At 56.8% G+C, this 25,612-nt stretch carries 22 protein-coding genes; 14 read left to right on the top strand and 8 right to left on the bottom strand.

Annotation, left to right across the window (positions count from 1 at the left end; genetic code table 11):
- Window positions 1–34 precede the first annotated feature (34 nt).
- Complete coding sequence (locus tag B142_RS0105780; protein ID WP_018120605.1) at window positions 35–1,486, top strand: aldehyde dehydrogenase family protein; 1,452 nt, start codon at window positions 35–37, stop codon at window positions 1,484–1,486.
- On the opposite strand, the gene B142_RS0105775 is transcribed toward B142_RS0105780, so the two are convergent.
- Together B142_RS0105775 and B142_RS0105770 are read right to left on the bottom strand one after the other, a co-directional pair.
- Window positions 1,483–2,805, bottom strand: a complete 1,323-nt coding sequence (locus B142_RS0105775) for an ATP-binding protein (RefSeq protein WP_018120604.1) — start codon at window positions 2,803–2,805, stop codon at window positions 1,483–1,485. The two genes, B142_RS0105780 and B142_RS0105775, sit on opposite strands and share 4 nt — an antisense overlap.
- Before the next feature lie 208 nt (window positions 2,806–3,013).
- Window positions 3,014–4,717, bottom strand: a complete 1,704-nt coding sequence (locus tag B142_RS0105770; protein ID WP_018120603.1) for an alpha-keto acid decarboxylase family protein — start codon at window positions 4,715–4,717, stop codon at window positions 3,014–3,016.
- A 61-nt stretch (window positions 4,718–4,778) separates the two neighbouring features.
- On the opposite strand from B142_RS0105770, the gene leuS reads away from it, so the two are divergent.
- The 4 genes from leuS to B142_RS13865 all read left to right on the top strand — a co-directional run bounded on the left by leuS (window position 4,779) and on the right by B142_RS13865 (window position 10,597).
- Window positions 4,779–7,649 (top strand): leucine--tRNA ligase, encoded by a 2,871-nt coding sequence (gene leuS, locus B142_RS0105765; RefSeq protein ID WP_018120602.1) that lies wholly within the window; start codon window positions 4,779–4,781, stop codon window positions 7,647–7,649.
- Window positions 7,650–7,687: 38 nt separating this feature from the next.
- Complete coding sequence (locus tag B142_RS0105760) at window positions 7,688–8,590, top strand: hypothetical protein (protein ID WP_026167877.1); 903 nt, start codon at window positions 7,688–7,690, stop codon at window positions 8,588–8,590.
- Window positions 8,591–8,793: 203 nt separating this feature from the next.
- The gene (locus tag B142_RS0105755) at window positions 8,794–10,080 is read left to right on the top strand and encodes a Na/Pi cotransporter family protein (RefSeq protein WP_201803754.1); all 1,287 of its coding nucleotides are present in this window, start codon (window positions 8,794–8,796) and stop codon (window positions 10,078–10,080) included.
- Window positions 10,081–10,144: 64 nt separating this feature from the next.
- A complete protein-coding gene (locus B142_RS13865; RefSeq protein WP_018120600.1) occupies window positions 10,145–10,597 on the top strand; it encodes a hypothetical protein in 453 nt (150 codons plus the stop codon).
- A gap of 282 nt (window positions 10,598–10,879) precedes the next feature.
- Here the strand turns inward: B142_RS13865 and B142_RS12025 are convergent, their stop codons facing one another.
- On the bottom strand, window positions 10,880–12,082 hold the full coding sequence (locus B142_RS12025) for a DUF5129 domain-containing protein (RefSeq protein ID WP_018120599.1): 1,203 nt from the start codon (window positions 12,080–12,082) through the stop codon (window positions 10,880–10,882).
- Between the two features lie 50 nt (window positions 12,083–12,132).
- Window positions 12,133–12,498, bottom strand: coding sequence for a DoxX family protein (locus tag B142_RS0105740; protein WP_018120598.1), 366 nt, complete (start codon window positions 12,496–12,498; stop codon window positions 12,133–12,135).
- A 382-nt stretch (window positions 12,499–12,880) separates the two neighbouring features.
- Here B142_RS0105740 and B142_RS0105735 point away from each other — a divergent pair, with 382 nt between their 5' ends.
- Window positions 12,881–13,459, top strand: coding sequence for a hypothetical protein (locus B142_RS0105735; RefSeq protein ID WP_152671675.1), 579 nt, complete (start codon window positions 12,881–12,883; stop codon window positions 13,457–13,459).
- Window positions 13,460–13,669: 210 nt separating this feature from the next.
- Complete coding sequence (locus B142_RS0105730; RefSeq protein WP_018120596.1) at window positions 13,670–14,023, top strand: hypothetical protein; 354 nt, start codon at window positions 13,670–13,672, stop codon at window positions 14,021–14,023.
- Between the two features lie 187 nt (window positions 14,024–14,210).
- On the opposite strand, the gene B142_RS0105725 is transcribed toward B142_RS0105730, so the two are convergent.
- On the bottom strand, window positions 14,211–15,635 hold the full coding sequence (locus B142_RS0105725) for an FAD-dependent oxidoreductase (RefSeq protein ID WP_018120595.1): 1,425 nt from the start codon (window positions 15,633–15,635) through the stop codon (window positions 14,211–14,213).
- 363 nt (window positions 15,636–15,998) lie between these two features.
- On the opposite strand from B142_RS0105725, the gene B142_RS0105720 reads away from it, so the two are divergent.
- The 6 genes from B142_RS0105720 to B142_RS0105695 all read left to right on the top strand — a co-directional run bounded on the left by B142_RS0105720 (window position 15,999) and on the right by B142_RS0105695 (window position 22,862).
- Window positions 15,999–17,672, top strand: coding sequence for a nitrite/sulfite reductase (locus tag B142_RS0105720; RefSeq protein ID WP_018120594.1), 1,674 nt, complete (start codon window positions 15,999–16,001; stop codon window positions 17,670–17,672).
- A 209-nt stretch (window positions 17,673–17,881) separates the two neighbouring features.
- Window positions 17,882–18,688, top strand: coding sequence for a phosphoadenylyl-sulfate reductase (locus B142_RS0105715; protein WP_407927003.1), 807 nt, complete (start codon window positions 17,882–17,884; stop codon window positions 18,686–18,688).
- Window positions 18,685–19,716, top strand: a complete 1,032-nt coding sequence (cysD, locus tag B142_RS0105710) for a sulfate adenylyltransferase subunit CysD (protein WP_018120592.1) — start codon at window positions 18,685–18,687, stop codon at window positions 19,714–19,716. The genes B142_RS0105715 and cysD overlap by 4 nt, the downstream gene beginning before the upstream one ends.
- Window positions 19,716–21,032, top strand: coding sequence for a sulfate adenylyltransferase subunit 1 (locus tag B142_RS0105705; RefSeq protein WP_018120591.1), 1,317 nt, complete (start codon window positions 19,716–19,718; stop codon window positions 21,030–21,032). The genes cysD and B142_RS0105705 overlap by 1 nt, the downstream gene beginning before the upstream one ends.
- Window positions 21,033–21,048: 16 nt before the next feature.
- A complete protein-coding gene (locus B142_RS12020) occupies window positions 21,049–21,852 on the top strand; it encodes a sirohydrochlorin chelatase (protein WP_018120590.1) in 804 nt (267 codons plus the stop codon).
- A gap of 8 nt (window positions 21,853–21,860) precedes the next feature.
- Entirely contained in the window at window positions 21,861–22,862 is a 1,002-nt protein-coding gene (locus B142_RS0105695) for a sulfite exporter TauE/SafE family protein (RefSeq protein WP_018120589.1), read from the top strand.
- On the opposite strand, the gene cobA is transcribed toward B142_RS0105695, so the two are convergent.
- Genes cobA through B142_RS12005 form a run of 3 tightly spaced genes read right to left on the bottom strand, consistent with a single transcriptional unit; the run spans window position 22,822 to window position 24,420 of the window.
- Complete coding sequence (gene cobA / locus B142_RS12015) at window positions 22,822–23,637, bottom strand: uroporphyrinogen-III C-methyltransferase (RefSeq protein WP_018120588.1); 816 nt, start codon at window positions 23,635–23,637, stop codon at window positions 22,822–22,824. The genes B142_RS0105695 and cobA overlap by 41 nt on opposite strands.
- Before the next feature lie 9 nt (window positions 23,638–23,646).
- Complete coding sequence (locus B142_RS13545) at window positions 23,647–24,081, bottom strand: hypothetical protein (RefSeq protein WP_155860943.1); 435 nt, start codon at window positions 24,079–24,081, stop codon at window positions 23,647–23,649.
- 36 nt (window positions 24,082–24,117) lie between these two features.
- Entirely contained in the window at window positions 24,118–24,420 is a 303-nt protein-coding gene (locus B142_RS12005) for a type II toxin-antitoxin system Phd/YefM family antitoxin (RefSeq protein ID WP_051067307.1), read from the bottom strand.
- Window positions 24,421–24,894: 474 nt separating this feature from the next.
- On the opposite strand from B142_RS12005, the gene B142_RS0105675 reads away from it, so the two are divergent.
- Window positions 24,895–25,572 (top strand): type 1 glutamine amidotransferase domain-containing protein, encoded by a 678-nt coding sequence (locus B142_RS0105675; protein WP_018120585.1) that lies wholly within the window; start codon window positions 24,895–24,897, stop codon window positions 25,570–25,572.
- Window positions 25,573–25,612 lie beyond the last annotated feature (40 nt).

Raw genomic sequence — 25,612 nt, 5'->3', positions numbered from 1 at the left:
CTCAGATCACAATAGAAACTTCTCTTACAAATCGATGGAGTACACCGTGCCAGCATCATCAACCCTGACCACTTACGACGCCATCCTGGCTGCCATCACCACCAACAGTGGCAGTCATGGCAGTGATGGCAACGCCGAGATCCACAACCCCGCTACCGGCGAGCTGGTTGGCACCTACCAGGTTCAAAACGAAAGCGATCTCAACGATGCTGTGGCTGCCGCACGTGCTGCGCAACCAAACTGGGAAGCGAAAGGCGATAAAGCTCGCTGCGAGCTGCTGAACAAATTCGCTGATGCCATCGAGCAAGCCGCAGAACCACTGGCCAAGTTGCTTTCGCAAGAGCAAGGCAAACCACTCAACGGACCCAACGCCCGCTTCGAGGTAGGCGCATGTGCCGCGTGGTTGCGCGCAACCGCCTCATTTGAATCACCGGATTACACTGCTGTTGATGATGACATCACCGCTACCGTGCACTACCGGCCGCTGGGTGTTGTCGGCGCGATTGGTCCATGGAACTGGCCGATGATGATCACCATCTGGCAAATCGCCCCAGCACTACGCATGGGCAACACCGTCGTCGTCAAGCCATCCGGCTACACCCCGCTATCGGTCAGTGCGCTGGTGGCCATCGCGAATACTGTGTTGCCGAAAGATGTGCTCCACATCGTTACCGGTGATGGTGGGGTTGGTGCAGCACTGACCACCCACCCAGACGTCGACAAGATCATGTTTACCGGTTCGACTGAAACCGGAAAGAAAATCATTGAGGCTTCTGCCAACAACATCACCCGCCTAACCCTGGAACTTGGCGGTAATGATGCTGCCGTGGTGCTTGATGATGTTGACCCACAAGCAATTGCCGAAGATCTGTTCTGGGGTGCGTTTATTAATACCGGGCAAACCTGTGCTGCAGCCAAGCGTATCTATGTTCCGGATGCGATCTATGATGAACTAGCCCAGGCGCTGGTAGCTGTTGCCAAGAAAATGCCGATGGGGCAAGGCCTTGATGAGAACAACGTGCTGGGGCCGCTGCAGAATAAAGCGCAGTTCGACATTGTTGATGGTTTGGTCAAAGCCGCTAAAGATGGTGGTGGGCGCGTTCTCGTTGGTGGTGACCCGGATTATGATGCGCCGGGTTATTTTTATCCGGTAACGATTGTGGCTGATATTGATCCGGATAACCCATTGGTTGCGCAAGAGCAGTTCGGTCCGGCAGTGCCGCTGATTCGGTATTCCGAGCTGGATCAGGCAATTGCGTGGGCCAACAGCTTGGACGTGGGGTTGGGTGCATCAGTGTGGTCGGCGGATGCGCAGAAAGCCCGCGAGGTTGCTGGTCGTTTGCAGGCCGGCACGGTGTGGATTAATAAGCATGGTGCGGTGGATCCGCGGGTGCCGTTTGGTGGTATTAAATCCTCCGGTTATGGTGTGGAGTTTGGTACTGAAGGCCTGAAGGGGTTGGCTTACCCGCAAGCGATTAACGCTTAGTGGGGAGTGTTTGGCGCTGTTGCGATCCAGCGGGTTCCCGAGCCGCGTTGTGGACCAGCTGGATCGATTTGTGCTCGACCCAACGTGCGCAGATGGCGCAGCACGTTGGTGATTTCACCACGCGATATGCCGAAACGTTCTGCTAATTCCGCTGCAGCAACGGAGTCGCCGTCCTGGAGCTGCGCCTCAATGCGCTCTTGGACGCTGGCAGCCGCGGTGGGCAGATCCTTGCCGGACAATTGTGCCACCTGCGCGGATAATACCCATTCATCTGCATTGTTTATGCGCTGAACAACGCCGTAGTCTTCGAGTGCATTTAATAGTCCACTAGCTTCGAGCTGAGATGTTTGGGTGCTATGCGCAGTTTGCTTGAGGGTTATAAGCGGTGCGTGCCAGAGCTTCCACAGCACGAGCATCGTGTTCAAATTGTTGATTACTTCGTCACTGAATCGTCCTTGGAGCCCGTGGATTGCTTTGATAAAAGCAACGTCAGGGTTTCCAGCTGCAAAAATGATTTCGACAAATTCGTCGGTAGCGATTACTTCTGGGACCTCACGTCCAGTGTTCAGCATCGCCAACCACATACGATCAAAACCGCGAGATGATTCTTCGGCTAGCCCAATTGAACGCATGCTCGCCATTAACCGTCCGTTTCGGGGGACGGATTGTGTTGTTAGGAGACGGTTTTCGTCGACACCAGGGACCAGTGGACCGGGTGACCACACTTTCAAGATGCGTGGCGACTGGTCGATGACGACCGGCTTCTCTGTGCGCCAGTCGCGATGGATGATGGCATTGGTGATGGCTTCGTCGATAGCCTGCGCAGGAAAACGAGGGATTGCCGACTCTTGCCCGCTGTCGAATTGCACCCGGACCATTTCTTGATCAGCTCGTTCTAGAATGAGCCGACGCAACGCTGGTAGTGCCTCAAGCAATGGAGCAGAAAACTCTGTGGCTTTTGGGTCTGCTCCGGGTAATGCTCGCCATAGATGGCGAATCGTGACTTGGATGGTGGATGCAGGCGTAAGCAGAATTTCACCTGCACGTTTGAGGCTGCCATCATCGCTGAGTAGCCCGACCTCGCGTAACAGTGCTTGGGTACCGGTTGGGGTGGCAGCGTCGATGCCGCGACGTTGGCGGTGTGAGCGTAACAGTCGCCGCAATTCAGTGAGGACTTCATGAGACAAATCTTCTACCGGATAGGAAGAAATACGATTGGAATAGTCATCATCCTCTCGGATACGACGGATCAGGCGGCGTTCTTCTTCCGACATCGCACGGCAATTAGTGCCATCACGTTTTGTGGGCGTGACATCCATAGCGTCGAATATAGGCAAAATCCCAGGAAGTTGTTTTCTGTGCGGCTTTTCTTCCTTCTAAAACAACTAGCAAACAACTTGGAAACAACTTGTGCGGTTTTAGGGCAGCGAAATTGGTTATTTTCCCAGCTCAGAATAGTTGTTGCTAGTTGTTTTGAGTTGTTGTTAGTTGTTTCAATAAATAACAACAACTGCAATTCCGGACCTCTTAGTTCCTAGGCCCACGCGGACCGTAATCGAATTCCGCGGTCATCGGTCCGAAGGCCTGCAGGCCAGCGGGGGCATCTTCTGGGTCCAGGTGGATTTCCAGGAACGCGCCCTTGTCGCTGTTATTAATAGCGGCGAAGGCGTCGGCAAGCTCGTCTTCAGTGCGTGCGGTATAAGAAATCATCTCGGTTCCGGGGACAAAAACCTCCGGTAACTTGTGATAAGCCCAATCGGCGATGTCGTTGTACTCGCGGTCCATGCCCAAGATGTAGCGCTCAATGGTGTAGCCGCGGTTGTTCAACAACACGATGATGGGTTTTTGCTTCTCCCGCAGAATCGTCGACAATTCCTGGGCGGTCAACTGGAAAGACCCATCCCCGATGAACAACAGGTGGCGAGTATCCGCATCGGCCATTTGGCTGCCCAGCAAAGCTGGCAGGGTATAACCAATCGAGCCCCAAATAGCACTGTTGATGTAGCGAACATTCTCCGGCATGCGCTGCGGGCCCAAACCAATATTGGAGGTTCCGGCCTCCGCAATCACCGTGTCACCAGGGCGAATGAACTCGCGGACCTGTGGCCACAAGCGCGCCTGCGTCAGCTCGGCACCGGCGCGGACCTTAAAAGGCTCCGGCAATACTGCCTCCGGGTTCACGCTGCTGGGCTGATCGTCCGAGTTCGCCGCGCCAGCCCCGTCGGCAGCCGGTAGCCGCTCCAGCAACCCGGCCAGCACCTCTGTGGTGTCCAGGCCCACGATGTGCTCGCCGTAAATATTGACGTGCTGGTCACCGAAATCCACGATGTTTTCTTCGTGCAACTCATGCGAGAAGCTACCCGAGTTCACCTCAATGAACCGCGGGGTGCAGGTGAGCAAGAAATCCGAGCCTTCCACGCGCTCGCGCACGCCCGGCCACGAGGCCTTACCGTTATAGGTGCCCAAAAACAGTGGGTGTTGCTCGCTCAACAGCGCCTTGCCGGAAGCCATTTGGGCATACGGCAGCTGGATCTTGTCGACGAGCTGGGCAAACAAATCTAAGAACCCGTGGCGCTGCGCGTCCTGGTCGACGAGCAGCACTGGGTTTTCCGCGGCCGCGAATTCCTGCACCAATCGCTCCAGTACGGCCTCGAGCTGCACCGGATCCGACGGTTCGAGCGAGGTATCCAATGGCTCGTCGGGCACGGTGATGCTCAGGTGGGAAATATCGGAGGGCAGTTGCAGGTGCACTGGGCGTTTTTCCCGCAGACAGGTCCGCAGAGCGCGGTCAATCTCGTCGACTGCGTTCATGGGGCTGATGCGTTCGGCGAGCGCGGTGAATGGCCGCAACGAGTCGAGCATGTTGCCGAAGTTTCCGTCGGCAAGCGTATGGTGCAGCAACCAGCGTTTTTCCGTGGCAAACAGCGGGGGAGCACCGGCGATCGAGACCAGCGGGATGTGCTCGCAGGCAGCCCCGGCCAGGCCATTGAGTGCGGAGAGCTCGCCGACGCCGTAGGTCGTCAACAGGCACGAGACCCCGCGGGCGCGGGAATAGCCGTCGGCAGCATACGCAGCGTTGAGCTCGTTGGTGCTGCCCACAAAGCGGATGCCGTCGGCAGCTTCGATTTGTTCCAGCCAGTTCAAGTTGAAATCACCCGGCACGCCAATGACTTCCGTAATGCCGATTTCTTTCAGGCGACGGATGAGAAAATCGCCGATCGTCATACGCATATTGTGCTAACCCTTCTGTGAAAACGGGGTGCATCCCGTAAACCTATTAGACTATAAAACCATGACCGAAGCGCGTGAAAACACTGAAAAAACTAGTACTGGCCCGGAACACCGCTATACCCCGCAGCTCGCCAATGATATTGAGTCGCGGTGGCAGCAGTACTGGGACGAGACGGGTACGTTCAATGCGCCAAACCCCACTGGTGATTTAGCCCCGGCAGACGGCGCCGCCCTTCCCGAAGACAAACTCTTCGTGCAAGACATGTTCCCGTACCCGTCGGGCGCGGGCCTACACGTGGGTCACCCGCTGGGGTATATCGCCACGGATGTGTTCGCCCGGTTTAACCGCTTGCTGGGCAAAAACGTGCTGCACACCTTGGGCTATGACGCTTTTGGTTTGCCGGCTGAGCAGTATGCGATCCAAACCGGAACCCACCCGCGCACGACGACGGTGGCGAATATCAAAAATATGCGTCGTCAGTTGGGTGCCTTGGGCTTGGGGCACGACAAACGCCGTTCAGTCGCCACCACCGACCCGGAGTTTTACCGCTGGACGCAGTGGATTTTCTTGCAGATCTACCAGTCGTGGTTCGATGAGCAGCAGCAAAAAGCGCGCCCGATTGACGAGTTGTACCCGCTGCTGGAATCTGGCGAGCTGGCCACCAAGGACGGCCGCGAGTATGCGTCGTTAAGCGAGGAAGAAAAGGCCCGGGCCGTCGATGAATTCCGCCTGGTCTACCTGAGCGATTCCACCGTGAACTGGTGCCCGGGCCTGGGCACGGTGCTGGCGAACGAAGAGGTCACTGCCGACGGCCGCTCAGAGCGCGGCAACTTTCCGGTGTTCCGCAAGAACTTAAAGCAGTGGATGATGCGCATTACCGCGTATTCTGATCGCCTCTTGGATGACCTCGAACTGCTGGATTGGCCGGAGAAGGTGAAATCCATGCAGCGCAACTGGATCGGCCGTTCCCGCGGTGCCGAGGTTGATTTCCGCTGCGAAGGCCACGACATCACCGTGTTTACCACCCGCCCCGACACGCTGTTCGGCGCGGAATACGTCGTTTTGGCCCCAGAGCACCCGCTTGTCGACGCTTTGCTCTCGCCAGTTCCGTACGACGATGACGTCGATAGCCGCTGGACCTATGGCCATGAAGACCCGAAAGAAGCCATCGAGGCCTACCGCAGCGACATTGCCGCGAAATCGGATTTGGAGCGCCAAGAAAATAAGGAAAAGACTGGTGTTTTCTTAGGCACCTATGCCACCAACCCGGTCAACGGCAAGAAGTTGCCGGTTTTTACCGCAGACTACGTGTTGACCGGCTACGGTACGGGCGCGATCATGGCCGTGCCCGCCCACGACGAGCGTGACTACGAATACGCGCAGGTCTTTGGCCTGCCGATCACCGAGGTCGTCGCCGGTGGTGATGTCTCCACGGCAGCGCACACCGGTGAAGGCACCTACGTGAATTCTGCGAACGACGACGGGCTGGATCTGACCGGCAAGTCCAAGGCGGAGGCCATCGCTGCCACGATCGACTGGTTGGCAGCGCGCGAGCGCGGCGTCGAGAAGATCCAATACAAGCTGCGCGACTGGCTGTTTGCCCGCCAACGTTATTGGGGCGAGCCATTCCCGATCGTCTACGACGTGGCCGGCCGGCCACACGCGATCCCAGAAGACCAGCTGCCGGTGGAGCTGCCGGAAGTCGATGACTACCAGCCGGTGTCCTTCGACCCAGACGATCAGAACACTGAGCCGCAGCCGCCGTTGGCGAAAGCGCGCGAGTGGATCGAAGTAGAGATGGACTTGGGCGAAGGCACCAAGACCTACTACCGCGATGCCAACGTCATGCCGCAGTGGGCAGGTTCGTCCTGGTACCAGATGCGCTACATCGATCCGACGAATAGCGACGCCTTCTGCGATATCGACAACGAACGCTACTGGACCGGTCCACGCCCAGAGGTCCATGGCCCGAACGATCCGGGCGGAGTGGACCTGTACGTCGGCGGCGTGGAGCACGCCGTGCTGCACCTTTTGTATGCGCGTTTCTGGCACAAAGTGTTGTTTGACCTGGGACATGTGAGCTCGAAAGAGCCGTACCGTCGCCTGTACAACCAGGGCTATATCCAGGCCTATGCCTACACCGATTCCCGTGGCGTCTATGTGCCTGCCGAAGAAGTCGAAGAGCGTGACGGCGAGTTCTTCTACCACGGCGACAAGGTGAACCGGGAATACGGCAAGATGGGTAAATCGCTGAAGAACGCGGTCGCGCCCGACGATATTGCCGAAAACTTTGGCGCCGATACCCTGCGGGTTTATGAGATGTCGATGGGGCCGCTGGCAGATTCTCGGCCGTGGGCTACCAAGGACGTCGTCGGTGCGCAGCGTTTCTTGCAGCGTCTGTGGCGCCTGGTGGTCAACGAGAACACCGGCGAGGTGGCCGTCGTGGATGCGGAGCTGGGCAAAAAGGATCTGCAGCAGCTGCACCGCACCATCGCTGGGGTGCGCGACGACTATGAGAACCTGCGGGTCAACACCGTCGTCGCCAAGCTCATCGAGTACGTGAACTACTTGACGAAGAACTACCCGGACGGTGCTCCGCGTGCTGCCGTGGAGCCGATCGCTGTGATGGTCGCTCCGGTGGCGCCGCACATCGCCGAGGAGTTGTGGACGCGCCTGGGCCACGAGGGCACGATCACCTTCGAGCAGTTCCCGAGCTTCGACGAGAAGTACCTGGTGGACGACGAAATTGAGCTGCCAGTGCAGGTGAACGGCAAGGTGAAATCGCGGGTGCAGGTCGCTGCCGACGTCTCCCAGGATGATGCCGTAGCCGCCGCGCTTGCCGACGACAAGGTGCTCGCGGCGATCGGCGAGAAGTCCGTGGTGAAGCAGATCGTGGTGCCTGGCCGCATGATCAACCTGGTGGTGAAGTAGCCGGTATTGTGACCCGGAAAACAGGCTAGACTAGGTGCATGAAATCTCATGCACGGAAACTCGCCCGCACGCTTGGCATCAGCGCCGTCATTGCTTTAGGCGTGGCGGGCTGTTCTAATCCAGAAAATCGTCCCGATCCGCAGCCTGCAGACAGTGCTGCCGACAGCGCTGCGGATAGCACTGCCGATGCCGCTGCTACGGAGACGGATTCTACAGCGTCGGATAAGTCCAGCGATTCGGCGTCGACAAGCGAATCCGAGTCCGGCTCGGCTACAGCGTCGGAATCGGCAAGCGAATCGACTAGCAAATCCGCGGGCAAGTCCACCGACAAGTCCAGCGAGAAATCTTCCGGCACATCCACCGGTAAATCCAGCAAGTCGAGCAGCAAATCTAGCTCCAGCAAATCGAGCTCCAGCAAGGAACCAACCCCGGCGGCTGACCTCGGCTACGGTGAGACCATCGAACCGACCATCACAGATGGCTTCTACCGCATTGCGCTGCCGGACGGATCGTTGTGTGAACTCCCGGAAACGGTCGCGCCGGGCGAGGATGGGCTGCGGTGTTTGCTGAACATTGATAAGCCGCTCAAGGATGTCAATGGGGACATGACGCGCGGCATCGTATTCCGTAACGGAATGTTTACTCCAGATGAACAACTCTCCACCACCGAGGCAGCCGAGGCGTTCATGGAGCGGAACGATTCTGCCGAAGAGTTGAAGGGTGCGCAGGCAACCGCGTTCGCTGGCTATTCCGTGGTGGCAGAATCTGCCGATGAGATCGCGTTTGTGGGTGCTACTGAGGACGGCTTCGGCACCTTCTTTATCGCAGGTCAGGCTGTGTCTCCGTTCTGGAATCCAACTCCGGCCTGGATCGAGGCACCAACAATAGCGGAGTACTTGCAGCGCATCATTGCTGCCGACGAAAAAGCGGGGCGTCGTTAAGCCCGTTAGGTTGCTCACAATCCAAAAAGTTTGCTTGTTTGTAACCTTGTGTGAACCTCGTATTTCCGCACGCCCGATACATTGCTTGTTGTAAGGCCCCGAGTGGGCCTGAAACAAACCAATCAGTGGCAGTACGCACCTCTAGTTTTCTTAAGTTTTCTGGGGTGCGGGCTGCAAGTGCGAAGCAAGGTGTCAGGAAACAGATGATGTCACACACTTCCTCAGGGCAAACGTTCCCGGATCAGACCGCATCCGATGACCGCACCCTTGGCGACGCTCAACTACGGCTGGAACAGGGTGTGCAGGAAAAGCAAAAGGCTCCGCGTAATCCACTGAAGCGCCTCGGTATTGACACTGATAAGCAGTGGGTGAACTGGGTTGCTGTCGCCGTCAGCGTGTGGTTGCTTATCACCGCCGTTGGCGTGATCGGTGACGGCTTTAAGGCTGCCACCGGCGATCACGCAGAAGAGCTGTTCGCTTTTGCACAGAACCCACTGATCGCTCTCATGGTCGGTATCCTGGCCACTGCGTTGATTCAGTCTTCGTCGACGACCACCTCGATTGTGGTCGGCATGATGGCCGGTGGTTTGCCAGTCCAAATCGCCATCCCAATGTTGATGGGCGCGAACGTCGGCACCACGCTGACCTCGACGTTGGTCTCATTGGGCATGGTGCGCGACAAAGACTCCTTCCGTCGTGGTTTCGCCGCAGCGTCCGTGCATGACATGTTTAACCTGCTGGCGGTGCTGATCTTCCTGCCGCTGGAGCTGATGTTCGGCCTGTTGGAAAAGGTCACCGGCTTCTTGGTTTCCGGCGTGAACGCCGAATCCGAACAAGCTGGTTTCTTGGCCACCGGCATGGAAGGCCTGGGCACGTTCATTGGCTTTATCACCGAGCCGGGCAAAGACCTGCTGGTTGCATCGACGAGCTGGTTGCCAGAGACCATCGCTGGCATCGCGCAGATTTTGATTGGTATTGCGCTGATCCTCGGCGTCGTCAACTTCATCGGTGCGCTGCTGAAGGTCGTTATGGTTGGTAAGGCCAAAGACATTCTGCACAAGTCCTTGGGCCGTGGTCCGATCTCCGGCATTGGTGCTGGCATGGTTATCACCATGCTGGTGCAGTCCTCTTCGACGACAACCGCGCTGGTGGTTCCCCTGGCTGGTTCTAACACCTTGTCAATCCGTCAGGTCTACCCATTCACCATCGGTGCGAATATCGGCACTACGATCACCGCACTGATTGCCGCATTCGCATTCACTGGCTTGGAAGGCCAGGCCGCTCTGCAAGGCGCGCTGATTCACCTGATGTTCAACGTTTTCGCTGCTCTGGTGATCTACGGCATCCCAGGTGTGCGCGAGGTGCCGCTGTTTTTGGCGCAGGGCATCGCGAATATCGGCGCACGTAACAAGCTGTATATCGCAGCGTGGGTGCTGGGCATGTTCCTGGTGCTGCCGGGCGTTTTGATCCTGCTCACCACTGTATTCTAGGAATCACCACTCATCCCGGTGTAGAACATGCTCGCCGGTGATATGAGATAAGGAAGTAATAACGATGATGGATCCGCACCACGACACAGGGGCTGACAACCTGCGCGGTAAGTCCGTAGAAGAGCAGTTGGAAAAGATTCTGCGTGAGGCCGAGGCATCGTTAAGTGAGCTGCGCAGTGAGCTGGCGGAGCAACGCCGTCGCAAAGAGCTAAGCCTAGAGATTGAACGTTTGCCGGAGCATTTGGAAAACACGACCGTGCAGTGGTCCGTTGTGCGGGACTTCTTCTCCGAGTTGATTGGGGAGCTGCGCGAGACCCGGGAAGACAAGCTTGGGACTAGCGAAGCTGGGGAGACTGATAGTGGCGCTGCTTCTGGGCAACACCAGGATGGCGGCCACGAAGATAACAGCGACGACCTGCACAGCACCGATCAACACGGCTTCGAGCACGATGACCACGATGACGCAGAGAACAATAGCCACGAGAACCCACGCGAAGCGCACGGCTCACAGCGCTAGCGCTAAAACCCTGAAGCGCTAGCACTAAAACCCTGACGAGCCACCCGCGCCAGAAAACCCAGAACTAAACGACGTATTCGTGCTCCCGCTGTTCGAGCTACTGGATTGCGCTTCGACGGTGGAAGCATGCCAGCTGCTCAGCGCCCAATAAGGCACGAAGTTGTTCCATCCATAACCCGGCCGGTAATCGGACGAAGTCAATCCCGGGGCTTGTGGTGCATCCGCCTTCGATTCGTCAATATCGCTAAATTCTCGCTTACGCAGCTGCGTTAACGCCGCCTGTTAGTCACGCAGCACGACAATGAAATTGTCCAAGAAATCCTCAACGCTAGGTTCCTGGGCTAGAGCTTCGGTTCGCTGCTGGATTGCAGCCAATTCCTGGTAAAGACCGGAATCAACATTCCGCACCTTCATTTTCGCCTCGACGACGTCGTCACGCAATGACTGTGCCTCGCTGCGCCGGGTGAGTTCATCACCATTTTCCAAAGCAAAGATCGTGTCGATGTTGTCTTCGGCATGGTGCATCTTCTTTGCGGTCGAGGCCGCGTCACTGAGTTGGCCCGCGTACTGCAGGAATGTCTTGTCGTCGCTTCGCGGGCTGAGTTCGCTGAACTTGGAGACGTCGTCATGCATGTGCAGAAAGCGGTCCCGCACCTTGCGCCACTGGTCACGCAACTGCTGATCCGCAAAAGCGGAGGTCAGTGAATGTGCGCGGATATCTATGGCGTCCAAACGCTGGGCGAGTGTGCCGAATTCAACGGAAATATAGTCGAAGTCTTCCCGTGCTTGGGCGATTTTCTTTGCACGGCTACGCCGATACCCTCCGGTTGTTGCTGCAACACCACCACCGAGGGCTGCGGCGCCGAGACCTCCCATAACGATGGCGGAGGTGCGGTCGGATTCTGCGCTATCGAAGCGCGTTTGCTCGAGGGCAGCGAGGTCAGTTGCTACGGAGGCGCCGTGGAACAGGCCGCCGGGGATATTGCCGTCTTTGACACCGGGTTTGATCGCATCCAGTGATTCGCTCAGGTGGCTGCTGTCGCGCAGTTCGAGTAACTCTGCGACGTCATCACCAGCGAAAATGAAAGCTTGTCGGGGATTAAGCCCCACGCCAACAAACAATGTTCCGTCGGCAAAATTATCGTCGCCGATGAGCTCCGGGTGGTGATCGCGCAGGTAGTTTTCCACGGTGTCGTTGACGTTGTCGTCGTTATCCGCGAAAACAATATAGTGCAGCTGCTTGACGACGCCCGGTACTTCGAGGCGTGCAGCATCGCGTTCGAGGATTCGCTCGTCGTCGGCTGTGAGCACGCCGTCGGGGTTGTGAATGCGCAGGGCGAGATTGCTGTGTGTCGGCGCGTCGATCTGGTAGTGCGCCCGTTCCGGGGAGCCATAGGTGGTGGCGATACCTAGTGCTGCACCACCGCCAAGCACCCCGGCGCTAAGAATCGAAGCTGCGACAATCTTTCCGACGGTTGGCTTCATCGCTTGGTCCTACACCGTGGGGTGCGGGGTGCGGCGCGACCGCAGATGGCCTAGCGATGCTGCTTGCGGTTTTGCACCAGCACTGTCGCACTGAGTGCTGTCATTCCTAAACAGTTGAGCCAGAATTCTTTGCCTAAAAACTTTGCCTTCACATGCGCGAAGATTGCACACGCGAAATAAGCCACGACGCCGGTGGATGTGGCAGTTGTCAGTTGTGGACTGTTTTTCGCAGTGCCGCGGACAAGCCCTAAAGCGGCCAACGATTTGATGACGATCAGTGACCACCACCAATTTTGCGGAAAGTTCACCCCATGCAGGCAATCCCGAATGAATTTGGGAGGTTTGATTGACATGGCTGCATCCCCAGCGAGAACTGCTGCCAGAAAATAATTCCCGCGCTTTACCTGTGTGTCCATAAACTAACTTTATCCGATCTTGTTATTAAGAGCACATATTGGTTAAATGCGTTAGAATGTCTGAAGATTTTGCCAGCTGCTCAAACGGAACAAACCTAGACATTTCATGATGATCTTTCAGTGCTTTCGATACTGATGTCGTGGCAGTTCTGCCCGGTTCGATACGTACCTATGAATTGGCAGTCCACACAAACAGCCCGACAAGCCAGCAAAACAATAAGATATATTATGAAGTAGGGCAACGGTAGCTTATTGTGTGATTTATACCACATAAAGAACTATTGTTTTGTTCCGATCACTATGTAGGATGGTAGATACCGTTTAATTAAAAATGGTGTTCATTCTCGAGTTATATAACTCGACTTGCGCGTGAGGAGATCCAGTGAGAAAAACCATGCGGAAATTCATTGCATCCTGTATGGTCATAATGATTCCACTTTCAGTGGCCGGACAGGCAAATGCGACCGTTTCTCGTGAAGCGGGCGCAGTTCAATATGCTCACGTTCCAACGGGAGATCAAATCAACGAAACGATTGATCGGTATTCGTACATTTCCCCTGAGGGGCTTGAACTTACCGATGTGGAACAAGCTAAGGAAGACCAAGTAGACGCATTCGTTATAGAAGTAATGAGCGTATATAACGAGATGTTGGTTGAAGAGTATCGCGTAGAGAAAGGTTTGGGTACCCCGCGCCAGAGCATTGCGAATCGCTGGGGATGGTGTGGAAAGTATCGCACAAATGGTGGCAACCCCCATAACAGCGCTGATCGGATCTGCATGAACCATGATCACTGCCTAAATAGGGCGCGAAACAGCGGGGCAAAGATTGGATGCGATAATGCATTCATTTCAGGAATGCGATCTGTCGCAGGGCGATATTCTGGAGCGGATCGAGCTTATATCGAGGCTGCAATAAGGGTGATTTCTGCAGCCCGGCTGTGTAGGCCAGTGGGGTGCTAGTTCCCTGATTTTGGAAATAGTAAATTGCATATTTCCCTTAAGTGCCAACACCTTATTCATGTGTCATGATTAAGTGGAGATGCAAAGGTGTTGGCCTGCTGTTCATATCCACTAACTAAATTAAAGTAATAGACAATCAGCAATTTTTCAAAAAATTAAAAATATAAAACTATAGTATAGAAACTACCTCCGAAACCTAAAGGAGAAAGCATGCCCTTGACAACTCGTAGCAAGAAGTCTCGTCAAAATATTGCGCTCTACGCGGGCTGGGTGGTCATGGGATTTTATGTGCTCTCATGGTTATTGGTCATCGAGGAGCCTACGCGGGACCTCGCGTATTGGCTCGTTACTGCTCTCGCAGCGGTAATTGTTTTTGGGTGTGGGCTTTATGCCCGAAGTCGCGCACTTTTACTGTTGGCTCCGGCCTTATTCTTCGTAGAGATAATCGCGATTGCCCTCGGATTCGCGCTTGGTGTCGTGCTGATGATCCTGGGAAGCGTAGTTAATGCCGTTGTCATGCTTTTTGGCGGTGACCCGGTGTGGACAGATCTTTCCCCAATCTAAAGCGGGGCCGGAGTTAAGTGCATCTAACGGAGGTCAAAGCTGGACGCGCAGCCAAACCCAACGTGGAATAGCGCGCGGCCTGGTGCGACCGTCAATAAATAATAAAACCCAGATCTGACAATCCAGATCTGGGTGTGTATAGCTTTACGGGGAGCCGCGGATCCGTGGAACTTGCTAGCGCTCGCCGTTAGCTCTGCGGGTTGCGGGAGGCTTCAAGCATTTCTTCAAACTCTACGAGCTTCTTCCGCTCGCGGCCTTCGGCCTCACCCAAAGCTACTTCGCGGGCATCCAGCAACTGGAAGCCCTCCCAGTTGGTCACTTCGACGCCGCGGGATTCCAGCAATTCCACCAAGTCGGTGTTGTCGGCAGCAGACAGCTTACCGGCCGCAATGTCTTCCAACAGCATGCCGATAGTCTCGGCGGCATCGGATTTCGTGTTACCAATCAGGCCAACCGGGCCGCGTTTAATCCAGCCGGTGGTATACAGGCTTGGCACAATTTCGCCATTCGGTTCTGTGAGCACGTGGCCGCCGTCGTTGGGGATGACGTGCTTCTGATCATCAAACGGCACGCCCTCGATGCCCACTGAACGGTAACCAACCGCGCGGTAGACAGCTTGTACCGGCCATTCGGTGAATTCGCCGGTTCCTTTCACATTTCCGTCACCAGTCAACTCGGTGCGCTCGGTCTTCAGTGCTGCAACCTTGCCATCCTTGCCGATGATCTCGACCGGGTTTTCAAAGAAATGAATCTGCAGTGTGTGCGGTGCTTCCTTCGGGTCGCGCATCGCGTACTGTTCCAGAATTTGGCACACCTGATCTTGCGACTTCGATGCGCGGCGTGCTGCCTCGCCGGATTCGTCGTAATCAATATCTTCTGGGTCGACAACGACGTTGATGGTGTCCGAGTGGTCGAGCTCTTTCAGTTCCTGCGGGGTGAATTTTGCTTCGGCGGGGCCGCGGCGTCCGAACACGCGCACGGTGTGGGCCTGGTTTTGTGCCAGTGATTCGTAGACGTTGTCCGGAATTTCGGTGACCTTCAACTCGTCACCCGTTTTCGCCAAAATGCGGGAGACATCCAGGCCCACATTGCCGACGCCGATGACCGCGACCTGCTCGGCGGACAAATCCCAGTTGCGCTCAAAGTGAGGGTTGCCGTCGTAGAAGCCGACGAATTCGCCAGCACCCCAGACACCTTCTAGGTTGGCGCCCGGGATGTTCAGGTCCCGGTCGTCGACGGCACCGGTGGAGAAAATAACGGCGTCGTAATGATCTTTGAGTTCTTCGACGCTGATGGTGCGGCCAACTTCGACGTTGCCGATAAAGCGGATCTTCTCGTTGCTGAGCACGCGGTGCAGCGACTTGATGATGCCTTTAATGCGCGGGTGATCCGGTGCCACGCCGTAGCGGATTAAGCCGAAAGGAGTGGGCATGCGGTCAAGCAAATCAATATCGACGTTGCCGCCGGTCTTTTTAATCAGGATATCGGAGGCGTAAATACCCGCTGGGCCTGCACCGACGACGGCGATCTTCAGTGGTTTATCGCCTTCGGTGTTGGGGTTGGTGGTCACTGCGTCGGTCTGGGTGGAAGCTGCTGCATTAGAGGTAGCCATTCGTGTATATAGCGCCTTTCTTTGTTGGTTTCTCGTGTGAGTGCGTTCTTCTGCGCGTGTGTGATCACGCGCTTATTCGGTTCGCGTTAAGCAAGCAAGATCTATTTGAACCTATTTGTCTCTATTTTGCTAGCTAGCGATTTAAATTCAAATGATGTGGGCCACATTACTCCAGGTCGCATGTAGGATTGTTCGCGTGAATTAAATAGACAGATCGGTCTTATTAGGTTAGACCGAGTGGTTCATCTAGATTGAACGCATCGGTTCGACCGGGATCGTGACTCTCCGGTTGAACAACAAAATCTACAACTAACCCGAAGTAAAACCCCAGCACATCGCCGAAACCGTTTAGTGAGGCAATTTATGACTACAAACGCACCCGCACGCCCAAAGCGGAAGCCCAAGCCAGAAGGGCAGTGGAATATTGATGGCACCAGCCCGCTGAACAAAGAAGAGGAGGTGAAGCAAGAACAAGAAGCCTTCGAGGTGAAGCAGCGTGTGATCGACACTTACTCCAAGCAGGGTTTTGATTCGATCCCTGCCGATGACATCAGCAAGCGCTTCAAGTGGCTCGGCATTTATACCCAGCGCAAACAGAATCTCGGTGGCGAATACACCGGGCAATTAGAAAATCACGAGCTGCAAGACAAATATTTCATGATGCGCGTTCGTTTCGACGGCGGGCAAGCCACTCCGGAGCGCCTGCGCGTCGTCGGTGAGATCTCCCGGGATTTCGCACGTTCTACCGCGGATTTCACTGACCGCCAGAATATTCAGCTGCATTGGATCCGTATCGAGGATGTCCCAGAGATTTGGCGCAGGCTAGATACCGTCGGTCTGACCACGATGATGGGCTGCGGCGACGTGCCGCGCGTGATCTTGGGTTCGCCCACAGCTGGGGTGGCAGCCGATGAGATTATTGATGCCAGCCCGGCGATCGAAGAGATCAAAAAGAATTATCTGCCGCGCGCGGAGTTCCACAACCTGCCACGGAAATTCAAGACTGCCATCTCGGGTAACTCCCGCCAGGATGTCACCCACGAGATCCAGGACGTGGCGTTTATTGGGAAAAACCACCCGGAATACGGCCCTGGGTTTGACTGCTTCGTTGGCGGTGGCCTGTCCACCAACCCGATGCTGTCGCAATCGCTGGGGGCGTGGATCCCCATCGAGCGCGTCCCGGAGGTGTGGGCCGGGGTGGTTCGCATCTTCCGCGATTATGGTTTCCGCCGCCTGCGCAACCGTGCGCGGTTGAAATTCCTCGTGGCCAAGTGGGGGATTGAAAAATTCCGTGAGGTGCTGGAAACGGAATATTTGGATGAGCCGCTTGTCGACGCCGAGCCGACCCCGTTGCAATCCGGCATCCGTGACCATATCGGTGCGCACCCGCAAAAGGACGGCAACTTCTACCTGGGTGTGAAACCGACTGTTGGCCACGCGACCGGTGAACAGCTGATTGCGATTGCGGAAGCCGCGGAAAAGCACGGCATCACGCGCATCCGGACCACGCCGATGAAAGAACTGCTGTTTTTGGATATTCCGCGCGAAAAGCTTGCCGAGGTAGCTCGTGACCTGGATGCCACTGGCCTGTATTCCAAACCCTCTGAGTTCCGCCGCGGCATCATCTCCTGCACCGGTTTGGAGTTTTGCAAGTTGGCACACGTAACCACCAAGTCGCGCGCGATTGAGCTGGTCGACGAGCTGGAAGAGCGCATTGGCGATATTGATTCCAGCCTGACGATTTCCCTGAACGGCTGCCCGAATGCGTGTGCGCGTTCGCAGGTCTCGGATATTGGTTTGAAGGGCCAGACGCTGACCGACGCCGACGGCAACCGTGTGGAGGGTTTCCAGGTGCATCTCGGCGGTGCGCTGGGCATTGAGCAGAATTTTGGCCGCAAACTCAAAGGTCACAAGGTGCTGGCCAGTGAGCTGGGCGATTATGTCGTGCGCGTCGTCGAGAACTACAAGCAGCAACGTGAAGAGGGCGAGTCTTTTGCGCAGTGGACTGTCCGTGCCGATGAGGAGGCTTTGTCATGAAGTTTCGCCGGAAACCGAACCCCAACCGGAACCACCCGCTGTTTTGCCCGTATTGCGCGGGGGAGGGGCTATTCCCGGACGAGGAAACGGAGTTTGCCTGGAGCTGCAGCGAATGCCTGCGGGTGTTTTCCGTGCAGTTCCACGGCCAGGATGAGCAGGAGGCCGCGCCGGAACCGGCGGTGTCCACTAATGAGGCTTTGCAGAACTCCCTGCACAAGTCGCTGAATTTTCTCAATGTTTCACGTGGAACATCGGACACGGAGCAGAGTTATCGCGACCCGGAACAGTCCCCAGCAGGCGCTTCCACCACGACGGAGCCGCTTGCCGACGACATCGTGGCACACAACCGGCAGCTCGTAACCGACTACGCCGACGCGCTATACGACGCCAGTGCCGAAGACATCCTGGCGTGGGCGGACGAACACGTGCCCGGTGAAATCGCGGTGACCATGTCCATGGAAAACACCGTGTTAGCAGAACTCGCCAGCCGCTATGCCCCACGCGCTAGCTTGTTGTTCTTGGATACTGGCTACCACTTCGACGAGACCCTCGACGTCGCCAAGCAGGTCCAACAGCGCTACGACCAGCAGTTTATTACTGCCACACCCGCTCTGGAACGCAGCCAGCAAGACGAGGTCTACGGCCCGCGGCTCTATGCCTCGAACCCGACTGCCTGCTGCCGGATGCGCAAAGTCGAACCACTCGCGCGCAACCTCTCGCCATTCGCAGGTTGGGTCACCGGGCTGCGGCGTGACGACGGCCCCACGCGCGCACAAGCACCCGCGCTAAGTCTCGACGATACGGGCCGGTTGAAAATCAGCCCGCTGGTGACATGGAGCCTGCAAGACACGGAAGACTACGTCGACAAGCACGACCTGATCATGCACCCGTTGACCAAGCAGGGCTACCCATCAATCGGGTGTGCGACCTGCACCTTGCCAGTAGCGGAAGGCCAAGACCCACGCGCCGGGCGCTGGGCCGGACTGAACAAAACAGAATGCGGACTACACACATGAGCACAAGCGTGAAAAACTCAACCCACATCAACCAACCACCCCAAATCAATCAACCAGCCCACACCAGCCAGCCAACCCACACAACTGGCACCGCGTTATCGCCGCACCTGCACGAACTCGAAAACGAATCCATCCACATCTTGCGCGAGGTCGCGGGGCAATTCGACAAGGTCGGGCTGCTGTTTTCCGGCGGAAAAGACTCCGTCGTGGTGCTGGAACTGGCCCGCCGCGCGTTTGCCCCGGGTGCGATCCCGGCGGAACTGATCCACATCGATACCGGGCACAACTTTCCAGAGGTGTTGGAATTTCGCGACCGCACCGTCGAGAAATACGGCGTAAACTTGCACGTCGCCAAGCTGCAAGACTGGATCGACCGCGGTGATCTGCAAGAACGTGCCGACGGCTCGCGGAACCCGCTGCAGACCGTCCCGCTGGTGGAAACCATTGAACAACGCGGCTACGACGTGGTGCTCGGCGGGGCGCGGCGCGACGAGGAACGCGCCCGAGCGAAAGAGCGCATCTTTTCGGTGCGCGATAGTTTCGGCGGTTGGGATCCACGGCGGCAGCGTCCGGAACTGTGGAATATCTACAACGGCGGCAAGTTGCCGGAAGAAAATATCCGCGTGTTTCCTATCTCGAACTGGACAGAAGTTGACGTCTGGCAATACATCGCCGCGCGCGGGCTGGAACTTCCCAGCATTTACTTCGCGCACCAGCGTGAGGTAATTGAGCGCGACGGCATGTGGCTATCTCCCGGGCCCTGGGGCGCGGGCAGCCGCGCCGCACACGCAGCTGGTGCAGACCCGGCCACCCCGGGAAACTCGAACACCCCGGTAACCCGCACGGTGCGCTACCGCACGGTCGGCGATATGTCCTGCACCGGTGCGGTGTTGTCCGAAGCCAAAACCATCGACGAGGTGTTGACGGAAATCGCGGCTTCTCCACTCACAGAACGCGGTGCGACCCGCGCTGATGATCGTATCTCCGAATCCGCCATGGAAGACCGCAAGAAGGAAGGTTACTTCTGATGACTAGCACCGCAACCACCGCAACTACCGCAAGTACCGAATCCACCGCAACCATCCTGGACAATCGCCGAGCGTTGCGCATCTGCACCGCCGGGTCGGTCGACGATGGCAAATCCACATTCGTGGGGCGTTTGCTGCACGACACCAAATCGGTGTTGTCTGACCAGCTAGAAGCCGTGGCAGCGAGTTCGTCGAAACGCGGCTTCGATGGTCTGGATTTTTCCTTGCTTGTCGACGGCCTGCGCGCCGAACGCGAACAGGGCATTACCATCGACGTCGCTTACCGGTATTTCGCCACTGACCAGCGCAGCTTCATCCTCGCAGATACTCCGGGGCACGTGCAGTACACCCGAAATACGATCACGGGCATGTCCACGGCGGAAGTCGTCATCTTGCTCATCGATGCCCGCTATGGGGTGGTGGAACAAACCAAGCGCCACCTGCATATCGCGGCGTTGCTGGGAATCCAAGACGTGATCATCGCGGTGAATAAGATCGATCTGGTTGGCTATGACCAGGCCGTGTACGAGGACATCCAAGCCCAGCTTGCCGACGCCTTAGTTGAGCTTGGTGCGCTGGCACCACGTCATACTCGCGTGGTGCCGATCTCCGCATTGGCTGGTGACAATGTGGTGGAAAGATCTGTGCACACACCGTGGTACGACGGCCAGCCGATCGTGGAACTGCTCGATACCATCCAACCGGCGGAAAGCGATATCGCTGCCGGGCTGGATTTCCGTTTCCCCATCCAATACGTCATCCGCGAGCCGCAGACTGATTACCGCGGGTACGCCGGGCGGGTCACCACCGGTGCAGTTGCCGTGGGCGATGCCGTTACCGTCAGTGGCGGGCGTACCAGCACCGTCGTTGGCATTGATACTGCCGACGGACAGCTGCAGGAGGCACACTCTGGTGATTCCGTGGTGCTGCGGTTGGCTGATGAGATTGATCTGGTGCGCGGCGATTTCATTTCCGCTGGTAGCAGCCCGCGCAGTACGCGGAAATTTACTGCCACGCTGGTGGGCCTCTCCGATAAAGGCGTGCGTGCGGGGCAAAAACTGCACCTGCTGTATGACAGCGGCAAGTATAAGGCGCGCGTGGCCAGCATCGAGACTCGCCAGGACCAGTCAGCGCAGGACGAGTCACAGTCAGCGCAAGCCCAGCTAGCGCTCAACGAGATCGCCACCGTGGAATTAGAAACCGCCGTGGAGATCGCAGTGGATGATTATGCCGCCCGTGGCAAACGGGGCGCATTCGTGCTGGCAGACCCGCACGATGGCAACTCGCTGGCTGCGGGATTAATTGGGCAGAAGTAACGGGGGAGAGCTAATAATGACTGCGCTGATTACTCTTTCGCACGGCTCACGCCACCCGCAGGCTGTCGGTTTGATCAATGAGCTCAGCGCAGCAGCCGCGAACCGTGCTGGGCTGGAAGGCTACAGCAGCCACCTGGAATTCAACGCACCTGACCTGCACACCGCCGTGGCCGAGGCGATTGCCGATGGGCACAAGCATCTGGTGATTGTTCCGTTGCTGTTTACGCGTGGGTTTCACCAAAAAGTTGATGTTCCGCAACAACTCGCTGCGGTGCGCCAGCAGGCACAGCGCGCCGGGGTGGACGTGGAACTTGCCGACGGGCTGGGCACCGGCCTGGCCATGGAGGAATTGTTGTCCCGGGTGATTGCCCGCGACGCTCCGGCCGGGGCGCACGTGGTGTTGGTGTCGGTGGGATCTTCTGATCATGCGGCCAATGCGAGCGTCGACAAGCTCGCCAGGCGTGTTGCTGCAAGGCGTGCCGGCGTGAACCATGCCGGTGCTCATCAGTCCGGCGTAAATCAGCCCGATGCCGAACAGAGCAGTGCCGATGGCATCAGCGTGGTATTTGCCACCGGCCCGAATCGGTTGGCAGAGCTGGCCCAGCACCACGAGCGAATGCACCTGGTGCCGCTGTTTGTCAGCCATGGCTTGTTGCTGGATCGAATGTATCGCCAAGCCGAAGAAATTAATGCTGCACCAGCCGGTGGAGCACCAGCTGGTGCAGCGCAAGCAGGAGAATCCGCAGAACAAGAACGCAGAATCACCTATTCCCAACCACTAGGCACGGCACTTGCAGAGGTAGTAGCCGCGCAGATTTGAGGAAAATCATGAGAGGTTTAATTTTTATTGCCCTGGCTGGTTTCGCCGCGCAGCTTGTCGACGGCGGCATCGGCATGGGTTTCGGAGTGACCTCAACAACGATCCTCCTGGGCCTCGCTGGTTTGGGTGCTGCGCAAGCTTCGGCCGTGGTGCACGTGGCAGAACTTGGAACCACCGCGGTTTCAGGTTTTAGCCACTGGCGGTTTGGCAACGTGGATTGGTCCGTGGTGGCACGGCTGGGATTTCCCGGGGCACTCGCCGGGTTTGTCGGCGCAATGTTTTTATCCAATTTGCCACTGGATAAGGCGCAGCCGATTACCGCAGTCGTGCTGGTGGCCATCGGGGCAAACCTGGTGTGGCGATTTAGCCAAGGGCGCACGAAGCGCAAGCTGGCAAAAAAGGCGGAATATTCCACACCATTTTTAGGATTCTTGGGTGCTCTGGGTGGTCTGGTGGATTCCACCGGTGGCGGTGGCTGGGGTCCGGTGACTACCTCCACGCTGCTGGGCGTCGGCAGGCAACAGCCGCGGTATATCGTCGGCACGGTTTCTGCCTCGGAGTTTCTGGTGGCCGCGGGCGCATCCGCTGGTTTTGTGGTGGGTCTGTGGGAGGAAATCGTGTCGCATACCGCCGCGGTTGTTGCCCTGCTGATTGGCGGAAGCATTGCCGCTCCCATCGCTGCCTGGCTGATTTCCCGCATTAACCCGGTTGCCCTGGGTGGGCTGGTGGGGTCGGCGATTATTGCATTGAATATTCGCTACCTGCTGCCACTGGATACGGTGTGGCCGGTGCAGCTAGCGATCATGGCGGTGGGTATCGCGTTGACCGTGCACGGGGTGCGCCGTTACCGCGTACGCATGCGGGTGGAATCTTTGCAACGCGCAGCCGCGCCTAGCACCGAATCGCGCACAGAGCCACCGGTGGCTGCTGAGTCGGCAGCTCGTGAGCCAGCGGGTGCTGATCCAGACGCTACTGAACAGAGGATTCCAGCCCGGCTACATCTCCGATGACCATCACCGCAGGTGGTTCCACCGAATTTTCTGCAATGGTTGCGCCAAGCTGTTCGAGCTGGCAGCGGAACACCCGCTCGTCGGCAAGGCTTCCTTCCTGAATGACGGCGGCGGGGGTAGCTGCGGCCAGGCCAGCGTCGATAAGCGCATCCGCGATTGCACTGGCGTTGCGCACCCCCATGATGATGGACAGCGTGGCGCCGGAGCGCGCCAGTGCAGACCAGTCCACCAGGGATTTTTCGTGTCCCGGTGGCAGGTGCCCACTGATGACGGTGGCGGCATGCACGACGCCACGCTGGGTAACAGGTATGTGCGCCAACCCCGGAACAGCATAAGCGGAACTTACGCCGGGAATGACTTCGCAGGCGATCCCAGCTTCTGCGAGTGCCGTGATTTCTTCAAAACCGCGCCCGAACACAAACGGATCGCCGCCTTTGAGCCGTACCACCTTGTATCCGGCTTGGGTGTATTCGACGAGCATGCGGTTGATTTCTTCTTGGGCGACCTGTTTTTTATACGGCAGCTTGGAAGCGTCGACAAGCTTTTTGCTGGAAATATCGCACAATCGATCCAGAAACGGGGCGGGGCCCAGGTGGTCTGCGACGATGACATCAGCCTCGTGGAGTGCGGCTTGGCCGCGGAGCGTGATGAGATCCCACGCGCCGGGGCCGCCACCAATCAACTTGACTGGGTGCAAATTCTCGGCTGAGCCAGCGGCGGCAGCGGAAGCGGCATCGGCAGCGACAGAATCTGGGCCGGAATCTGGAGTAGTCATGCAGCTAGTTTAGAACACCTGGTCATGCAGATCATAGGCTCCACTAGGAAGATATTTTTCGACCGTGCTGCAATTTTGCTTCTCGTTTCCCGGGCCGAATTTCGGGATGAACTGCTCGGCATCCTGCTCAGCGATGGGGATGCTGGTTTTATGGTTTCCGTATACGTATCCGACGATGCCATGATCTGATTCAATTTTTGCTACCTGGCATTTTACGGTGAACATTCCGTGGTCATTGTGAACTGGTGCAGTGGGTTTACCGTTGTGCTCGGCGTCAGGGGAGTCAGGTGCTTCTTGGTGCTGTGTTGCCGTGGCCGGTGATGTTGGGGACGTGGTGACTGGAATCTGCGTTTGAGACGTCGGAGGTTCGCTCTCGGCTGTGGAGCACGCCGATAACACAGAAAATGCTACTGCCGTCGGGATAAAAACTGTCTGTAACCTCATAGATACAAGGTTACTGTGAATCCCGTTATAAAAACGCTAATTCGTCCAATTCCTTTCGTTGCCTGTGCATGAAGAAGCGCTGGTTTCGGTAAGTCCGAGAGCTTCTTTGAGCTCATCATGTGAGATTTCTTCAGCTTCTTCTCGGGCGATTTCGGCAGCATGGATGTCTTCTTGATCTTCTAATGCTGCAACAGCGCGAGCATAAAATGAGGGGGAGACGACTACGGCGCGGGCGCGGCTTTGCTGGCTGGTGATGGTGATAGGCATATGTTGTGCTTCCGCAAGGATTTGGCTTTGGGATTGACGAAATTGGCTGACGGTCATTGATTTTGTTTCCATGTTTTTAACGTACATCTCAAATGAATTGAGTGGCGCGGGCGTGAATAAAAGCTAAACAGGGCGCTGGGCCCCAGCGCGATGTCATTAACTGCCTAAGGTCTGGTTCTCAGGCAGCGAAATAGACCGGAAATCGGGGTTAAACGACATACTTCGCCACTAATTGCCTCTCCAAGAATGTGAAATAGTTGACAAATCATCTTTTTTCTCAGGGTTGCAGTTATTGGGCTTCACGCATATCGTGATTTCTCTCTATACCGCTTTGAACAGCGGGACTATACTCGGAAATAAGAATTTCCGACCCGAAATAGCGGCGTTTTTCTGCCTCTGCCGTAAGACTCATGAAGAAAAATCTCGCCAACGAAGATCCATTGAGGCGTATTCTTGGTGTCGTTGTCCTTCCGGGTGCAACGCACTTCCGGGGGACAACACATCTGAAGAACATTAGATAGCTCACCTATATATAAGGAGGAAGTTATGCCTTCCGCACTATTCGTAGTTACTGCCGCAGATAAATGGACGCTGGCCGACGGCAGCGCCCGCCCTACCGGTTACTGGGCCGAAGAACTGATTGCTCCACACCGCGTATTCAAAAACGCTGGATGGAACATTGACTTCGCGACGCCGAATGCAAAGGCTCCAGTAGTAGACCAGTACAGCCTCGATGTCCTGTCCGACAGCGAGCGCGCGGAATACGAGAACTACCTCGGAGAAATCGACTCGGAGCTGAACAACCCGCTTAATCTGGCTGATGTTAACGAGGCTGACTATGACCTCGTCTTTTACCCTGGTGGCCACGGTCCAATGGAAGACTTGGCTTATGACCAGGATTCCGCCAAACTGCTGCAGAACCGTATTGAATCCGGTCGTGCGCTTTCCCTGGTATGCCACGCTCCAGCTGCTTTGCTCGCAATGGACAATGACAACTGGCCGCTGAAGGGCTATACCATGACTGGCTTTACCAACGCCGAAGAAGGCGAGGAGACCATCGCAGCTGCCAAATGGGTAGTTGAGACTCGTTTGCGTGAACTCGGTGCTGATTTTAAGCAGACCGATCCGATGCAGCCGTACGTCGAAGTAGATCGCAACCTTTACACCGGTCAGAACCCAGCATCGTCTGAGCCTCTGGCACAGCGCATCCTGCGCGACTTTTAATATGAGCGCTGAAATAACCAGCGCTTCAACAGGGCTCTGA

Source organism: Corynebacterium propinquum DSM 44285 (assembly GCF_000375525.1).
Taxonomy (GTDB): Bacteria; Actinomycetota; Actinomycetes; order Mycobacteriales; family Mycobacteriaceae; genus Corynebacterium; species Corynebacterium propinquum.
The sequence above is the reverse complement of the archived record's forward strand: the minus strand, read 5'-3'. Positions and strand labels throughout refer to the sequence as shown.

What these genes read in the sequence shown, in the direction of transcription:
- B142_RS0105780 (WP_018120605.1), top strand. Translation starts at nt 35, where the DNA reads ATGGAGTACACCGTGCCAGCATCATCAACCCTGACCACTTACGACGCC.
- B142_RS0105775 (WP_018120604.1), bottom strand. Translation starts at nt 2,805, where the DNA reads ATGGATGTCACGCCCACAAAACGTGATGGCACTAATTGCCGTGCGATG.
- B142_RS0105770 (WP_018120603.1), bottom strand. Translation starts at nt 4,717, where the DNA reads ATGCGTATGACGATCGGCGATTTTCTCATCCGTCGCCTGAAAGAAATC.
- leuS (WP_018120602.1), top strand. Translation starts at nt 4,779, where the DNA reads ATGACCGAAGCGCGTGAAAACACTGAAAAAACTAGTACTGGCCCGGAA.
- B142_RS0105760 (WP_026167877.1), top strand. Translation starts at nt 7,688, where the DNA reads ATGAAATCTCATGCACGGAAACTCGCCCGCACGCTTGGCATCAGCGCC.
- B142_RS0105755 (WP_201803754.1), top strand. Translation starts at nt 8,794, where the DNA reads ATGATGTCACACACTTCCTCAGGGCAAACGTTCCCGGATCAGACCGCA.
- B142_RS13865 (WP_018120600.1), top strand. Translation starts at nt 10,145, where the DNA reads ATGATGGATCCGCACCACGACACAGGGGCTGACAACCTGCGCGGTAAG.
- B142_RS12025 (WP_018120599.1), bottom strand. Translation starts at nt 12,082, where the DNA reads ATGAAGCCAACCGTCGGAAAGATTGTCGCAGCTTCGATTCTTAGCGCC.
- B142_RS0105740 (WP_018120598.1), bottom strand. Translation starts at nt 12,498, where the DNA reads ATGGACACACAGGTAAAGCGCGGGAATTATTTTCTGGCAGCAGTTCTC.
- B142_RS0105730 (WP_018120596.1), top strand. Translation starts at nt 13,670, where the DNA reads ATGCCCTTGACAACTCGTAGCAAGAAGTCTCGTCAAAATATTGCGCTC.
- B142_RS0105725 (WP_018120595.1), bottom strand. Translation starts at nt 15,635, where the DNA reads ATGGCTACCTCTAATGCAGCAGCTTCCACCCAGACCGACGCAGTGACC.
- B142_RS0105720 (WP_018120594.1), top strand. Translation starts at nt 15,999, where the DNA reads ATGACTACAAACGCACCCGCACGCCCAAAGCGGAAGCCCAAGCCAGAA.
- cysD (WP_018120592.1), top strand. Translation starts at nt 18,685, where the DNA reads ATGAGCACAAGCGTGAAAAACTCAACCCACATCAACCAACCACCCCAA.
- B142_RS0105705 (WP_018120591.1), top strand. Translation starts at nt 19,716, where the DNA reads ATGACTAGCACCGCAACCACCGCAACTACCGCAAGTACCGAATCCACC.
- B142_RS12020 (WP_018120590.1), top strand. Translation starts at nt 21,049, where the DNA reads ATGACTGCGCTGATTACTCTTTCGCACGGCTCACGCCACCCGCAGGCT.
- B142_RS0105695 (WP_018120589.1), top strand. Translation starts at nt 21,861, where the DNA reads ATGAGAGGTTTAATTTTTATTGCCCTGGCTGGTTTCGCCGCGCAGCTT.
- cobA (WP_018120588.1), bottom strand. Translation starts at nt 23,637, where the DNA reads ATGACTACTCCAGATTCCGGCCCAGATTCTGTCGCTGCCGATGCCGCT.
- B142_RS13545 (WP_155860943.1), bottom strand. Translation starts at nt 24,081, where the DNA reads ATGAGGTTACAGACAGTTTTTATCCCGACGGCAGTAGCATTTTCTGTG.
- B142_RS12005 (WP_051067307.1), bottom strand. Translation starts at nt 24,420, where the DNA reads ATGGAAACAAAATCAATGACCGTCAGCCAATTTCGTCAATCCCAAAGC.
- B142_RS0105675 (WP_018120585.1), top strand. Translation starts at nt 24,895, where the DNA reads ATGCCTTCCGCACTATTCGTAGTTACTGCCGCAGATAAATGGACGCTG.